Consider the following 13804-nt stretch of genomic DNA (forward strand, 5'->3'; position numbering starts at 1 on the left):
TCAATGGACTTAAATTCAGCCAAAATAATCAAGCCAATCAACTCTATATCAGATAGTTTTGGTTTTATAGGTTTAAAATAAAAATCTTCAGTTTCTGAAATGTCTCTTAAATTATTTAAAATTAAGTTGTAACTTGCCTCAAGGTTGCTCATAATTGTATTTGATTGGTAGTCAATACAATATACTAATTTTTAGTCACTTGAGCAACCTATTTTATAATGCACTACGGGTTTATACTTTATAATTTACCAACTCAAAGTCTTTTGTCGGTTGATTTTGCGCTGTAGCCGATGAGGTTGAACATTTCGCGCATCCTGGAACGAATGCGATTGCCGTAAACTTGCTCTATTTCAGCTGCAGTTAGGTTGGTGGTGAGATGGGTTGGGATGCCTTTTTCAATGAATAAATCATACCGAGAAAGCAGAATTTCCGCCATTACATTGCAGTTGTTACCGAAATATTTTGAGCTGGCTTCTGCACCGAGGTCATCAAAGCACCATACAATAGGTTTGCGGTTGTAATTGTATTGCTGACCGAAAGAATAATTTTCTAATATTTCATATCCCTGCTGCATAAATTCCGAAACTACTTTGCGAGTGCTGACGATGCCAAAGGATGCCTGATTTTTTGGGAATTTCTGCATAATGCGGAACAATGTGGTTTTACCGCATCCAATGGGGCCGCTGAGCATCAGGCCCTTGTTCAAGTCCAATCCTATGGCTTCAGCGGCTTTCTCATCACGAAGGAAATAAACGAGAGCTGCAAAAACCATTGCGCGTTCGTGTTGGGGTATGAGAAATTCACGGTGCGTTAATTCCATGGCTATTTCACGGAGAAACTTCCCAGCTTTTTTGTAGTCGTAGGATATGGGAATGATGCCATCGGGGATTTTCATAAAGTTGTGGTGAATATGGGGATGATGGAGGAAGCGGACAGATGCACGATGCCATCAAGGCGAGTGCGCTGTACCGCTGAAAAAATAGGCTGCAGGGTGCGGCATTTTTTTTAAAGTTTCTCCTGATAGGATTTTCCGGTGGAAGCGGACAGATGCCCAGCAGTATTAGCAACAATGGGCGCTGTGCCGCTGAATTTTTTCACATTGATGAGCCAATTCCGAGCGGCGGCGTTCCAGTTTTTCATTTTGGATTTTCCACCGACAAGCCATCCGTTGCTTTCGTAGTGGTTGAAAAATTTTTCTGCTTCTTCGGGTGGTGCGTTTTTTTCGGCGAAAAATCTTTGGACTTCAGCAAATTCTGGGGGTGTAAAAGTATTTTTTTTTGAAGTTTTTCCCGCATTATTTTTTTTTGAAGGAGTTTGTCTATCAGATAAATATTTGGGTTGTGTGGTTCTTGTAATGTTTTTATTGTTTGTACTGTTTATAGTGTTTATATAGTTTATAGAATGTTCGTTCTGCTGTTCCAATGCCTGTTCAGTGCCTGTATTATCAGTTGTCCAATGCTTATCTAAAGGCTGTTCTTCCGATGTCTGTTTTTTGGATTGGCTTCTTGGCTGAAATTTGTCGGCAAAGGCTTCAAAATTTAACAAGCTTACAGTGCTGCCCTTGAAGGGATTAAAGGAAGGTGAATATTCAATATATCCAAAATCCTGCAGCTGACTGATGCATTTGTGGTAGGTGCTCAATGCTGAAATTTTACTTAGTTTCATCATTTCACTGCGAGAAATGCTTACGGGATTCTGAAAGCGGTTTAGATTCCAAAACTGAAATAGGGCAAGATAAAGGCTGATGTGCGAAGGGTTTAGCCTATCATCATTTAGGATTTTTTCATAAAATCCGGTTAAGTGTCTGATGTAGTTCATAATATCATTCCTGGGTTTTTGGATTCTTCCAGCATTCTGTCAATATCCCGATAATCATAGTAAAGGGTGCCGCCGATTTTGGAATAACGGAGTTTGCCTTTGATGCGGAGGTTTTGAAGGGTGCCGGATGAGACTTTTAAAATTTCTTTCACTTCTGAAGAGCGAAGCCAAAGTTTTTGGTGGGTAATCCTGGAATTGAGATGCACGGTGATGATGTCCATCATTTCCTTTTTGAAGGCTTCAAAATCTTCCCTGGTTATTAAATCTACTGCCATAAAATTTGATTTTTATTGATGCAAATTTGTTGGGTTTGGATGGTTTTATTTCACAATACGGAAGAGGTTGGTAACGATTTTTTTAGGAATCTTCTTCAGCCTCGTCAATTCTCTGCTGCAGTTTTTCCTGGAGTTCTGAAATAAACTTTGTGGGGTTTGACTTTCTGCGGCGGATGTCTATAAAAGTTCGGGATGGCTGGGAAAGATTAACATCAAAATAATCTGCAAAGGCGTCGGCAATATCTTTTAAATCTGCAGTACCATTGTTGAAAGCTCCTACGGACTGCAGGGAATAAATCAGTTCTATGATGTCGGTTTTTGAGAGTGTCCAGGTAAGAGGGTATTTGCGGTGCTGTGAATTTTCGATATGCTGCGATGGGGTTTCAAGCTGTGCGATGCGATGGCTTAAATAGATTTCTAAAATTTCGTGAGCGCGGATTTTGCCGATTTTGAAACTGCGGTCAGTGAAAAATGCGGGGTCTGCAGCAAAAGAAATATTATCCACTTCCAAATCAAATTTCATTGCGCCACGGATGAAATATTTATGGTCCAGGTAGGTTTGGTCTGTGCGGTAATATTTGATAAAATCCCTGTGTTTGTTGAAATATCTATTTATGTCCTGCTGCTGTGAACGAAAATAATCAATGAGAATTTCGGTGCTACCGGAAGGTTTGTCTGTTTCCATTCGATAAATACCATTGTGGTAGAACAATTTTGAGGTGAATTTTGGTTTGATTTCTTTGAAAAACTTAATCTCTTGTGCCGGAGTTGGCTTGGCTTTCAAAAAAATTGGGCGCACTTTATCCAGAGCATTTTGAATGATAGGAATGGCTCTTTTGCTTTTGGGGAAAGGTGCTTCTTCTTCCAGCTCGAGAAAATTCAGGTGCGTTTCCATCTCGCTGTAAATCTGCAGTATTTTTTCAAACATATCTGTGAAAGTTTTGGGATTGTCTTTCACAAATTTACTTAAGGCAGTATTAACTTCAAGACTATAAGTAATTGAATATCAATACAATAAATAGTTGTAAACAACAACAAATAGTTGTAATTATAAATAAAAAAGCCACTTTAGATAGTGGCTTTTTTTGCAGTTTCAGCGGTGCTTTTCTGCTGCAGTAAAGTCCGCAGGCTGGTCATATCTTCGCTGACTTTTTTATCTAGGACTTTGGCGTAATGCTGCGTGGTCTTTATGTTGCGGTGCCCAAGCATTTTGCTGACGCTCTCAATCGGGACATTGTTGGAAAGAGTAACGGTGGTAGCAAAAGTATGTCGGGCACATTCTGAGATTTGATTAAAACTTCTTTAATATCCTTGGTGGAAAGAGAGTCTTTTTTCTCTTGTGCATCTAAAAAATTCTTGCAACAATCAGTAATGATACAATAGATTTTTTCATATACTTTTTAAAAAGAATAGCCTATCCTTAAATGAATATCAAACTCTCCGTAGTTTCTATATTTAAACTCGTGGCGGAAACCCAATCCAAAGCCAGCTTCATAATTAAAATGATTGCCTAAATTCCTTCTAATCCCCCATTTCGGAACAAAAGAAATGCTCTCAATTGTTTTTAGATTTTTATTGTTAGAGAAGACTACAGCATCCGGCCTGTAATTAATTGCAATTCCAAAAAAATTCCCTGAATTGTAATTTATTGGGTAGCCTTTTTCAAGTCTTTTTTCAAGGTTATAATAATATCTTGGTTCAAGTCTAAAATTTGGATGCCATACAGTGCCGTCTCCTACAAGCCAAATAGGTTCAATTCCAATTTCTGATCTCAGAGCAATTGACCTTGACAATTTTAATTCGTTGTTTGCCCAAAAACCAACAAAGCCTGTCTGAATATTGAAGATTGATTTTTCGAGACTGGTGGTATTCTCTTGAGACAGTGCTAAAGTAGAAATAGTAAGTAGAGCAATTATATATATATATATATTTCATTTTTTGTAATTTGATTATTGTTTTGTAACAGACCAGCTGCCATTTAAAGATCCTTGTTTCCAAGTTCCTGATTTAGCATTTAAGTCGCCAGACAGATAAAAACCAGAATTTGAATAGGTGAACATAATAATACCATTATTATAGACTAGTCCATAGAAAGTCTCTGAAACATTATTGAAAATTCGTCTCACTTCTATATTGCCAGCTTTATAGACCGTGATTTGCAACTGTCCGTTATCAGAGCCTGTATAAACTCCATACCAGTTTCCCTGGTATGGAGAAGTGTAATTGCTTAACTCTTTATTAAATTGATGTTGCTCAATAATTCGCTGGCAACCGGTGAAGCAAAATACAATAATTAATAAGAAAGTTAATCGTTTCATTTTTCTTAATTATTTATAGTACTAATCTTACTCCCATGCCATTCTATTGTAATATCATCTGTCGTTGCATTATAACGGACAAAATTATTTTCTACTTTTGCGGTAGAATTTTGTTTTACTGGCGTTCTGCCAGTTAACCAAAAACGCTGGTAAATCAAAGGATTTAGCAGCGTTTGCATCATTTTGTAATAAAACTTGTGGTTTCTCCAGGAATCGAACCAGGGACACACGGATTTTCAGTCCGTTGCTCTACCAACTGAGCTAAGAAACCATCACTCGATTAGAGTGGTGCAAAAGTAATATTATTTTATTTAACCTGCAAGTTTTTTGATTTTATTTTTTTTCAAATCTTCATAGACGACTGCTCACCGGACGAGTAATCTGACATTGCCGGATCAGGCTTGTTGCTCAATTCCTCCAGCACAGGCTTTATCGTGCTCTCCGGCAAGTCGCTGATGCGGATGTACATCAGCCCGTCTATAGCATCGCTAAAGCTGGGATCCACATTGAAGGCGATTACCTTCGCATTCTGCTTGATGTATTTTTTGATGAGCACCGGCATCCGCATTCCGGGCTCCAGATCGTCTATTATTTTATCAAGTTTGTTCAGGTCGGTGTCGATTTCCTGAAGGAAGAGGTTTCTGTCGCGCCTGTCCATCTTTATCCGGTACTCATTTTTTGGGTGTACATACTGCGCCAGAGCAGAGTCATAATAGTTGGAGCGCATAAATTCAATCATCAGCGCCTTGGAGAAAGACGAGAATTTATTCGAAATACTTACGCCACCCATCAGAAAATGATGATCAGGATTGCGCAGGCACACATACACGATGCCGCGCCACAGCAGGAACAGCGGCAAAGGTTTCTGCTGATATTCCTTTAAAATATAAGCCCTCCCCATCTCTATGGTTTTATGGAAAAAAGGCTTCAGTTCAGAATCGAAATCGAACAGCGATGCCGTGTAGAATCCTTTGATACCCAGCTCTGCCATTATTTCCCTGCCAAGCCCCATCCTGTAGGCACCGGCGATTTTCTCTGCTTCGTTATCCCAAAGAAAAAGGTGGCGGTAATGCTGGTCGTACTCATCCAGGTCGAAAGGAAGGTTGCTCCCCTCCCCTACCTCGCGGAAGGTAAGCTCGCGCTGGCGCCCAATCTCCCTCATTATCGACGGGATTTCTCCGTACTCGGCAAAATAAACCTCATAGCTTCCGTTGGCGAAAAGCAATTTCTCCGCACGCCTCAGCGCCTGGATCTCGTGCCTAAGATCTTCCCTCGGCGTTTCAGAGATAATGTTCTGAACTACGCTGCCCGAACTTAGGTCATGAAAGTTCAGACGCAGATTCGGAAGTTTCAGCAGATCGCGGATCTTTCGCCGCCTTTCGTAGTATGCCTTCAGAAGGTAGATTTTTTTCCGCAAGAGTTCCTCAATTTCCCCAGCAGATTCCGCTGCTTCAATGTTTTTTGCAGAGACGGCCCTCCCAATTCTGATGCGCACCGGTTCGCCGCGCTTCCGCATCATTTCTGCGGGCAGCATCAGGGTCTGGAGATCGGGGTGTAGCCGCGCCATTCTGTAAAATATCCGGCTGTTCTCTGCGTGGAAATACATCGGAATTACCGGTACCCCGGCAGTTTTTATCATTTTTAAAACTGCTTTCTGCCACTCGCGGTCGCGCAGCTCGCGCTCTGCATTATTTTTGTTGGATACTTCACCCGCCGGGAAAATGCCCACACAGCCACCATTCTGCAGGTGCCGCAGAGTTGCCCGCATCCCGGAGGTGCTACTGAAGGCATCTTTCCTGCTTTCAAAAGGGTTCACGGGGATTACATAATCTGCCATAGGCTGAATTTTTTGCAGAAGAAAATTTCCCATTATCTTGAAATCCGGCCGCGCATCGCTGAAAATCTTCGTCATCAGCACCCCGTCGATCGCCCCAAGCGGATGATTTGCCATCACAATGAAAGCCCCGCCGGCAGGGATGCGCGCGAGATCTTCTTCAAAAACCACATACTGTATGCCGAGCTCCCGCAGAAAGGTATCAAAAAACTCATTACCCTGTAAGTCTTTCACCTTATCGTACAGGGCATTCACCTCATCAATTTTTGTGAGATTCATCACGCCGCGCGCGATTGGTTTTTTCAAAATACCCGCTCTGGAAAGCCCCGCTGCGGAAATCAAATCCTCCTGAGTGATAAGACTCATCGAAAAATATTTAACAAAAAACTAAATTATGAAAATTTAGCGAAACACAATCTGTAGTGCAGAAGGGCTAGATTGCTCGATAAGCACATCTTTCCCCTCGTAAAATTTCTCCAGATCCCCAGGCGAAAAATGGCGGACAGTGAAAAGCGAGACATCCTTCACAAGGTCAACTTTGTAATCTTTCCTCAATTCAGAAATTAATTCTTCCAGGTTTCGGAATCTATCTTCCAGACACAGCGCGAGTGATATGGCAGAATTCTGCATCAATGAAATGTTAATTTTATTTTGAGCTAAAAGTCTGAAAATGTGGCTCATATGCTCCTCAGCAATGAAAGAAAAATCTTTGGTTGAAATTTTCAGCAAATGTTGGTTCTGTTTTAAAATATAGCTTTCAACAAATTGATTATCAAGGCTTAATCCTATTTTTGTACCGCTAGCCGACGGTTCTAGAAATGATTTAACGAAAAAAGGAATATTCTTCTGCTTCAGGGGCTGTAAAGTTTTCGGGTGAATGACCGAAGCACCATAATAGGCAAGCTCAATAGCCTCCTCATAGGAGATGCTATTCAGCAGCTGCACATTCTCAAAAACCTGTGGGTCGCCGGTCATCACGCCCGGAACATCTTTCCAGATAGTCATCGACTCCGCGTCGAGGCAGTACGCAAAAATCGCTGCGGAATAATCGGAGCCTTCCCTGCCGAGTGTTACAGTAGCGTCCTTCTCATCGGAGGCTATAAATCCCTGAGTTACAGCAGGTAAACTCATTTCCAGTTCAGAGATTTTCTTGGCGGTTGCGTCCCAATCCACATTGGCTTCCCGAAAATTGCTATCTGTTTTTATCACGCATCTCGCATCCAGCCAGTTGTTGTAAAAACCCGCATCATTCAGATAAGCGCTGAGGATTTTTGATGAAATAATTTCTCCCGCACTTACCACCTGGTCATAAGCAAAATCATAAGACGCCGAAGGATTTTCTGATAAAAATTTAAAAATCTCAGAAAACCTTAATTTTATTTCAGAAAAAATAGTATGATTCACCTGAAATAATTCCTCGGCTATATCCAGGTGAAAACTTTCCGAATCGCGAAGCTTGCGCACAAAATCCTCTCCCGCCGCCCAAGCATTTACCACAGCTTCCAGCGCATTGGTTGTTTTTCCCATTGCCGATACTACAAGCAGGCATTCACCAAACCCCTGAGTATCAAGAACTTTCGATACATTTCTTACCGCTTTGGCATCTTTTACAGACGCTCCACCGAATTTGAAAACCTTCATAATCTGCCATCATTTATACCTCAAAATTAAAATGATGATTCTTATCTGCAAAATTTTATTGAGCCAAGCGTGAAATATCAGTAAAAATTTTGCAAATTTGTGAGTAAATATTTCAGAAAATGGCAGACCAGAATTTTCAGACGCTCGGCGAGTTTATCATTGAGAAACAGGAAGATTTCAAAGCTTCCACCGGAGAGTTTTCCAGGCTGATCAATGCGATGAAACTCGCTGCAAAAATGGTAAACCGCGAGGTAAATAAGGCCGGGCTGGTGGACATCGCAGGCGTGGCAGGCAGTACGAATATACAGGGCGAGGACCAGCAGAAACTGGATGTGCTCGCCAACGAAATCTTCATCGAAGCGCTCTCTCAGCGGGAGGTGGTCTGCGGCATCGCAAGTGAGGAAAACGACGACTTTATTGAGATAAAATGCACCAAACGCGGCCACCTCAGCAAGTATGTGGTGCTGATAGACCCGCTGGATGGCTCTTCCAACATCGATGTAAATGTCTCCGTAGGGACGATTTTCTCCATCTACCAGCGCGTGTCCGAGCCCGGAACACCGGTAGAGATGCGCGATTTCCTGCAAAAGGGCGAAAACCAGCTGGCTGCGGGATACATTATTTACGGCTCCTCCACAATGCTCGTGTACACAACAGGAAACGGCGTGAATGGCTTTACGCTGGATCCTGCCATCGGAACTTTTTACCTTTCTCATCCGAATATGACTATTCCCGAAAAGGGAAAAATTTATTCAATTAATGAAGGAAATTACATCAAATTCCCTCAGGGCGTGAAAGATTATTTAAAATACTGCCAAATGAATGAGGATGACAGACCTTATACTTCGCGCTATATCGGTTCGCTGTGTGCGGATTTCCATCGGAATATGATAAAGGGCGGCATCTACATTTACCCATCTTATGCCAAGGCGCCGAACGGCAAACTGCGCCTGCTTTACGAGTGCAACCCGATGGCTTTTCTGGCTGAGCAAGCCGGCGGAAAAGCGAGCGACGGTTTCCAAAGGATTATGGAAATAGAGCCTACGGAGCTGCATCAGCGTGTGCCGTTTTTCTGCGGAAGCAAAAATATGGTAGAAAAAGCCGAAGAATTTATGGCGAAAAATCAAAAGGTCCAGGACTGATTTGAAAATTGTAAGCTTTTGATGGAAGCCCAATTTTACAGGCACCTTCTGCAATTCAAAAGGCCGGGCGGAACTTCTCGCGGAATTCTGACCGAGAAGGAAACTTTTATCCTGGAAATCTTTGACGGAGAGAAAAAAGGCATCGGTGAATGTGCTGTTTTCCGTGGGCTGAGCTCTGATGATGTCCCGGAATATGAGCAAAAACTTGAGTGGCTCTGCAAAAACATCAATGCAGAAGAAACTTTTATAAAAAGAGAACTTCGCGATTTTCCATCCATTTGGTTTGGATTGGAGCAGGCTAAGCGGAATCTGGAATTTGGCGAGGGTGTTTATTTCCCTTCACAATTTACTGAAGGTCAAGGTTTTATAAAAATCAACGGGCTGATTTGGATGGGCGATGCTGATTTTATGAAGTCGCAAATTCGGGAAAAACTGGATTTGGGATATGATTGCATCAAGCTGAAAATCGGCGTAAATTGGGATGAGGAGAAGGAAATCCTGAAAAATCTTCGCAAAGAATTTTCCGCAGAAAAACTTGAACTGAGAGTAGATGCCAACGGCGGTTTCAGTTTTAATGAAGCGATAACCGTTTTGCAGGAGCTTGCCGAGCTGAAAATTCACTCCATAGAGCAGCCGATAAAAGCCAGAAACGCCGATGAAATGGCGGAACTTTGTGCAGAAACGCCAACTGCCATCGCTTTGGATGAAGAATTAATTGGCGTCAATGATTTTTCCGAAAAAAAAATATTGCTGGAAAAAATCAGGCCGCAGTTTATCATCCTGAAACCATCGCTTTGCGGCGGATTTTCCGGCAGCGATGAATGGATAGAACTAGCTGAAAATCAAGGAATTGGATGGTGGATTACATCTGCGTTGGAAAGCAACATCGGCCTGAATGCCATTGCGCAATATACTTTCATCAAGAAACCGAAAATGCCGCAGGGTTTGGGAACAGGTGCGCTTTTCACAAATAATTTTGAAAGCCGCCTGAATTTAGTTGGCGACAAGCTTTTTCATCTTTAAATATTCCGAAAATTTACCTAAAAATTTCTGAAATCGCTATTTTTGCAGGCGACGATTTATTATGGAAGAAGAAAAAAAATCCCTGAATTTTATTGAGCAGATTATTGAAGATGATTTAGCTAAAGGATTGGAAAGCAATCAATTACGCTTCCGTTTTCCGCCGGAGCCAAACGGCTATCTTCACATTGGGCATACGAAGGCCATCTGCATAAATTTTGGTTTGGGTGAGAAATATAATGCGCCGGTAAACCTGCGCTTCGATGATACCAACCCTGAAAAAGAGGAACAGGAATTTGTGGATGCCATCAAGAAAGATGTGGAATGGCTTGGTTTTCAATGGGATAAAGAAGTCTATGCATCTGATTACTTTCAGCAGCTGTACGATTGGGCTGTGGAAATGATAAAGCAGGGCAAGGCTTATGTGGATGAGCAATCGTCGGAAGAAATTACGGAACAGCGGAAAAATCCTGCTGAGCCAGGCATCGAGAGCCCGTACAGAAACCGGCCTGCGGAAGAATCCCTGGCTTTATTCGAGAAAATGAAGAACGGCGAAATCGAGGAAGGAGCAATGTCGCTTCGTGCAAAAATCGATATGGCTTCGCCGAATATGAATATGCGGGATCCTGTGATGTACCGCATCCTGAAAAGGCCGCACCACAGAACGGGAACCGATTGGAAAATCTACCCGATGTACGATTGGGCGCACGGACAGAGCGATTATATTGAGCAGATTTCGCACTCACTTTGCTCGCTGGAATTCGAAAATCACCGGCCGCTTTATGATTGGTATATCGACCAAGTATATGATAATCAGCAACTTAGAAACAAGCAGCGGGAATTTGCGCGGATGAATGTTACTTATATGATTACATCCAAGCGGAAGCTGCAGAGGCTGGTTGCGGAAAAAGTGGTGACAGGCTGGGATGATCCAAGAATGCCTACGATTTCTGGGATGCGCAGAAAAGGTTTTACGCCGAAAGCCATCCGAAATTTTATTGAGCGGGTTGGTGTTGCGAAAAGGGAGAATCTCATTGATATTCAATTACTTGAGTTCTGCGTTCGCGAAGATTTAAACAAAATTTCGAAACGCCTGATGGTGGTGATGGATCCCGTGAAACTCATCATCGAAAATTATCCTGAGGACAAGGAGGAATGGCTGGAAACGGAAAATAATCCGGAGGATGAAAACGCAGGAAACCGCGAAATCCCTTTCTCAAAGGAGCTTTTCATCGAGCGGGAAGATTTTAAGGAAGAGGCCAATAATAAATTTTTCCGGCTGAAACTTGGCGGGGAAGTTCGGCTGAAATCGGCGTACATTATTAAAGCCAACAGGGTTGAGAAAGATGAGAACGGCGAAATTACCACGATTTACGCAACTTATGACGAAGATTCAAAATCAGGCAGCGGAACGGAAGCCAGTTTGCGCAAGGTAAAGGGCACGCTGCACTGGGTTTCGGCGAAGCACGCTGTGCCGATTGAAGTTCGCGTTTATGACCGGCTTTTCACCGTGGAACAGCCTGATGCTGAGAAAGATGCAGATTTTATGGATTTCATTAATCCTGATTCCTTGCAGACGGTAACTGCTTTTGCTGAGCCGGAAATCAAGAATGTAAAAATTGGCGAACCGCTGCAGTTTCAGCGCATCGGATATTTCACGAAAGATGAAGATTCCACCGATGAAAAGGCGGTTTTCAACAGAACGGTGACGCTGAAGGATTCTTATAAGCCGGAGTAAATGAAGCCACTATTAATTTTGCTCGGCACCTTCATTATTTCTGTCGGCATTTTTCAACTGAGATTCAAAAATCCACACTGGCATCGCGCCGGAAGAATTGCTATGGCTGCGATGCTTTTCTTCACATCGGTGGCACATTTTGCATTTCTCCAAGGAATGTCCCAAATGATTCCGGATTTCATCCCTTTTAAAAAAGAATGGGTAATTATTACAGGAATTCTGGAAATTGCTGCGGGAATAGGATTACTTTTCAAAAAATCCCGGAAAATCACTTCCATTCTTCTGATTATTTTTCTGATACTGATTTTGCCGGCAAACATCAATTCTGCAATGCAGAATCTCAACTATGAAACCGGAAATTTCGACGGAAACGGCATTTGCTATCTTTGGTTCCGCATTCCGATGCAGATATTTTATATCCTTTGGATCTGGAAGTTTGGCTACAAGCCAAAAGATTGATTATCAGAAATTTAGATTTTTACGCAAAATGTCATTCACGATTAATTTTGCGTGTTGCCGTGAATTTTCGATGAACCAAAGGTGCGTATCTCTGCCGCCGCAAACTACGCCACCCAAATACAGGCCCTCCACATTGCTTTCCATCGTGTCAGGATTATACACTGGCTTCAATTGTGAACCCTTCAAAATAATGCCCGAATTTTTGAGAAATTCAAAATCTGGTAAATAACCAGTCATTGCGAAGACGAAATCGTTTTCAATTTCAATCATTCTCCCAAATCTGTCCCTAAAAATTAAGGTATTTTCAGTGATTTCTGTAACACAAGCACCGAAATGTGCTTTGATCTTCCCTTCTAAAATTCTATTTTCAATGTCCGGCTTCACCCAGTATTTTACAGATTCACCGATGTGATTAGAGCGGACAATCATCGTAACTTCGCCACCCTTCCTGAAAATCTCTAAAGCCACATCTACAGCGGAATTGCTGGCACCGATTACCGCAACCTTCTGCCCTACATAAGGATAAGGCTCCGTGTAATAATGCCGCACTTTCGGAAGTTCTTCACCAGGGATATTCATCAGATTAGGAATATCGTAAAAACCGGTAGCAATTACAACATTTTTCGCAAAATGAACTCCCTTGCTTGTTTCGATGTGAAAAATACTTTCTAACTTACTGATTTTCAATACCTTCTCATAAAGATTAATATTTAGGCTGTAGGTTCGTGCAACGGCGTGATAATATTCCAGCGCGTCTTTTCTGCCAGGCTTTACACTCGTTGTAATGAACGGAATTTCAGCAATTTCAAGCCGGTCTGCCGTCGAAAAAAACTGCATATAAAGCGGGTAATTGTAGATGCTGTTGGCAATCGTCCCCTTCTCGATGATGCGGTACGAAAGCCCTGCCCTTGCAGCTTCCACGGCTGTTGCCAAACCGATGGGTCCGCCGCCTATGATTAGCAAATCCAAGATTTCCATTGAGCAAAGATAGGGCTTACATAATTGATAAGTTCCTTTATATCAAATTCCATTGGTCTCGTAGGTGTATGGTAAATTCATAGAAGCCTGCCATATTTTTTATTTAAATTTGTGGCATGGGATTCATCTTGGTTTTTCTCGCAGTTTTAGGTATCGGTATGGGGGCAGGGCTTCTGCTGGCCGTCATAAAGAACTACGCACAAATCTTCCGCCCTCATCCCTGGGTAGCTTCGCTCTCTATTGCGGCTACTATTACCGTCCTTTTTATCCCAGATACCATCCTTATGGTTTTGCTATTAGTCTTCGTTAACTGTTTGCCTATGTACTATGGGGCGAAAATACGGCAGCGGGATAGATTTAACTTTTAGCCGCTTGCGCTTCCTTTTCCCGTAACCACTGAAGTTCCCTCACACGCATGGCCCATTCCCTATCTGTGAGCAGGTCGGGATCGATGTGCATATAGAATCTCAATTGCGCATCCAGCATTCGTATGCTCTGGCTGTCCTCATCCAACGGAATACTTCCCCGTACTTCTTTTTCCAGTTTTCGATTTGTTCCTGAGTGATTTCTGTATTCATTTT

The 13804-nt window shown here is 42.2% G+C and carries 16 protein-coding genes, 1 tRNA gene and 2 pseudogenes; 5 read left to right on the forward strand and 14 right to left on the reverse strand.

Annotated elements, in window-relative coordinates; translation table 11 throughout:
• The 12 genes and pseudogenes from BUB43_RS11605 to BUB43_RS00050 form a co-directional block, all read right to left on the reverse strand.
• A pseudogene (locus tag BUB43_RS11605) lies at positions 1 to 152 on the reverse strand (IS982 family transposase); the annotation flags it as partial.
• 101 nt (positions 153 to 253) lie between these two features.
• The gene (locus tag BUB43_RS00005) at positions 254 to 895 is read right to left on the reverse strand and encodes a P-loop NTPase family protein (RefSeq protein WP_073177091.1); all 642 of its coding nucleotides are present in this window, start codon (positions 893 to 895) and stop codon (positions 254 to 256) included.
• Positions 896 to 1005: 110 nt separating this feature from the next.
• Positions 1006 to 1818: a hypothetical protein gene (locus tag BUB43_RS00010; protein ID WP_073177092.1), complete on the reverse strand. Its 813-nt coding sequence runs from the start codon at positions 1816 to 1818 to the stop codon at positions 1006 to 1008.
• On the reverse strand, positions 1815 to 2093 hold the full coding sequence (locus tag BUB43_RS00015; RefSeq protein WP_073177093.1) for a helix-turn-helix domain-containing protein: 279 nt from the start codon (positions 2091 to 2093) through the stop codon (positions 1815 to 1817). Before BUB43_RS00015 ends, BUB43_RS00010 begins: the two co-directional genes overlap by 4 nt.
• A gap of 82 nt (positions 2094 to 2175) precedes the next feature.
• A complete protein-coding gene (locus BUB43_RS00020; RefSeq protein ID WP_159430206.1) occupies positions 2176 to 3051 on the reverse strand; it encodes an RteC domain-containing protein in 876 nt (291 codons plus the stop codon).
• A 110-nt stretch (positions 3052 to 3161) separates the two neighbouring features.
• Positions 3162 to 3368 (reverse strand): annotated as a pseudogene (locus BUB43_RS00025) (tyrosine-type recombinase/integrase); the annotation flags it as partial.
• Between the two features lie 125 nt (positions 3369 to 3493).
• Positions 3494 to 3886 (reverse strand): hypothetical protein, encoded by a 393-nt coding sequence (locus tag BUB43_RS00030; RefSeq protein WP_143153997.1) that lies wholly within the window; start codon positions 3884 to 3886, stop codon positions 3494 to 3496.
• A 156-nt stretch (positions 3887 to 4042) separates the two neighbouring features.
• Positions 4043 to 4411, reverse strand: coding sequence for a hypothetical protein (locus BUB43_RS00035; protein ID WP_073177096.1), 369 nt, complete (start codon positions 4409 to 4411; stop codon positions 4043 to 4045).
• Positions 4412 to 4416: 5 nt separating this feature from the next.
• Positions 4417 to 4593, reverse strand: coding sequence for a hypothetical protein (locus tag BUB43_RS11185; protein ID WP_159430207.1), 177 nt, complete (start codon positions 4591 to 4593; stop codon positions 4417 to 4419).
• Between the two features lie 16 nt (positions 4594 to 4609).
• Positions 4610 to 4682, reverse strand: a tRNA-Phe gene (locus BUB43_RS00040).
• Between the two features lie 72 nt (positions 4683 to 4754).
• Positions 4755 to 6611: a lysophospholipid acyltransferase family protein gene (locus tag BUB43_RS00045; RefSeq protein ID WP_073177097.1), complete on the reverse strand. Its 1857-nt coding sequence runs from the start codon at positions 6609 to 6611 to the stop codon at positions 4755 to 4757.
• Positions 6612 to 6647: 36 nt separating this feature from the next.
• A complete protein-coding gene (locus BUB43_RS00050) occupies positions 6648 to 7886 on the reverse strand; it encodes an aspartate kinase (protein WP_073177098.1) in 1239 nt (412 codons plus the stop codon).
• A gap of 119 nt (positions 7887 to 8005) precedes the next feature.
• On the opposite strand from BUB43_RS00050, the gene fbp reads away from it, so the two are divergent.
• From fbp to BUB43_RS00070, 4 genes are all read left to right on the forward strand, one after another.
• Positions 8006 to 9028, forward strand: coding sequence for a class 1 fructose-bisphosphatase (fbp, locus tag BUB43_RS00055; protein WP_073177101.1), 1023 nt, complete (start codon positions 8006 to 8008; stop codon positions 9026 to 9028).
• 21 nt (positions 9029 to 9049) lie between these two features.
• Positions 9050 to 10051 carry an o-succinylbenzoate synthase gene (gene menC, locus BUB43_RS00060; RefSeq protein ID WP_073177102.1) on the forward strand — a complete coding sequence of 334 codons (1002 nt, stop codon included), beginning with the start codon at positions 9050 to 9052 and terminating at the stop codon, positions 10049 to 10051.
• A 61-nt stretch (positions 10052 to 10112) separates the two neighbouring features.
• Positions 10113 to 11786, forward strand: a complete 1674-nt coding sequence (locus BUB43_RS00065) for a glutamine--tRNA ligase/YqeY domain fusion protein (protein ID WP_073177103.1) — start codon at positions 10113 to 10115, stop codon at positions 11784 to 11786.
• A complete protein-coding gene (locus BUB43_RS00070) occupies positions 11787 to 12245 on the forward strand; it encodes a DoxX family protein (RefSeq protein ID WP_073177104.1) in 459 nt (152 codons plus the stop codon).
• A gap of 3 nt (positions 12246 to 12248) precedes the next feature.
• Here BUB43_RS00070 and BUB43_RS00075 read toward each other — a convergent pair whose 3' ends face one another.
• Entirely contained in the window at positions 12249 to 13223 is a 975-nt protein-coding gene (locus tag BUB43_RS00075) for a YpdA family putative bacillithiol disulfide reductase (protein WP_073177111.1), read from the reverse strand.
• Between the two features lie 116 nt (positions 13224 to 13339).
• On the opposite strand from BUB43_RS00075, the gene BUB43_RS11190 reads away from it, so the two are divergent.
• Positions 13340 to 13591 carry a hypothetical protein gene (locus BUB43_RS11190; RefSeq protein ID WP_073177120.1) on the forward strand — a complete coding sequence of 84 codons (252 nt, stop codon included), beginning with the start codon at positions 13340 to 13342 and terminating at the stop codon, positions 13589 to 13591.
• Here the strand turns inward: BUB43_RS11190 and BUB43_RS11195 are convergent.
• Positions 13581 to 13736: a hypothetical protein gene (locus BUB43_RS11195; RefSeq protein WP_159430208.1), complete on the reverse strand. Its 156-nt coding sequence runs from the start codon at positions 13734 to 13736 to the stop codon at positions 13581 to 13583. The two genes, BUB43_RS11190 and BUB43_RS11195, sit on opposite strands and share 11 nt — an antisense overlap.
• Positions 13737 to 13804: the final 68 nt, after the last annotated feature.

The organism is Cruoricaptor ignavus (genome assembly GCF_900141665.1).
Lineage (GTDB): Bacteria > Bacteroidota > Bacteroidia > Flavobacteriales > Weeksellaceae > Cruoricaptor > Cruoricaptor ignavus.

Bases quoted from the DNA above. Each gene is read 5' to 3' on its own strand.
- BUB43_RS00070 (WP_073177104.1), top strand. From the start codon at position 11,787: ATGAAGCCACTATTAATTTTGCTCGGCACCTTCATTATTTCTGTCGGC.
- BUB43_RS00035 (WP_073177096.1), bottom strand. From the start codon at position 4,411: ATGAAACGATTAACTTTCTTATTAATTATTGTATTTTGCTTCACCGGT.
- menC (WP_073177102.1), top strand. From the start codon at position 9,050: ATGGAAGCCCAATTTTACAGGCACCTTCTGCAATTCAAAAGGCCGGGC.
- BUB43_RS11185 (WP_159430207.1), bottom strand. From the start codon at position 4,593: ATGATGCAAACGCTGCTAAATCCTTTGATTTACCAGCGTTTTTGGTTA.
- BUB43_RS00075 (WP_073177111.1), bottom strand. From the start codon at position 13,223: ATGGAAATCTTGGATTTGCTAATCATAGGCGGCGGACCCATCGGTTTG.
- BUB43_RS00005 (WP_073177091.1), bottom strand. From the start codon at position 895: ATGAAAATCCCCGATGGCATCATTCCCATATCCTACGACTACAAAAAA.
- BUB43_RS00065 (WP_073177103.1), top strand. From the start codon at position 10,113: ATGGAAGAAGAAAAAAAATCCCTGAATTTTATTGAGCAGATTATTGAA.
- BUB43_RS11190 (WP_073177120.1), top strand. From the start codon at position 13,340: ATGGGATTCATCTTGGTTTTTCTCGCAGTTTTAGGTATCGGTATGGGG.
- BUB43_RS00045 (WP_073177097.1), bottom strand. From the start codon at position 6,611: ATGAGTCTTATCACTCAGGAGGATTTGATTTCCGCAGCGGGGCTTTCC.
- BUB43_RS00050 (WP_073177098.1), bottom strand. From the start codon at position 7,886: ATGAAGGTTTTCAAATTCGGTGGAGCGTCTGTAAAAGATGCCAAAGCG.
- BUB43_RS00010 (WP_073177092.1), bottom strand. From the start codon at position 1,818: ATGAACTACATCAGACACTTAACCGGATTTTATGAAAAAATCCTAAAT.
- BUB43_RS00015 (WP_073177093.1), bottom strand. From the start codon at position 2,093: ATGGCAGTAGATTTAATAACCAGGGAAGATTTTGAAGCCTTCAAAAAG.
- fbp (WP_073177101.1), top strand. From the start codon at position 8,006: ATGGCAGACCAGAATTTTCAGACGCTCGGCGAGTTTATCATTGAGAAA.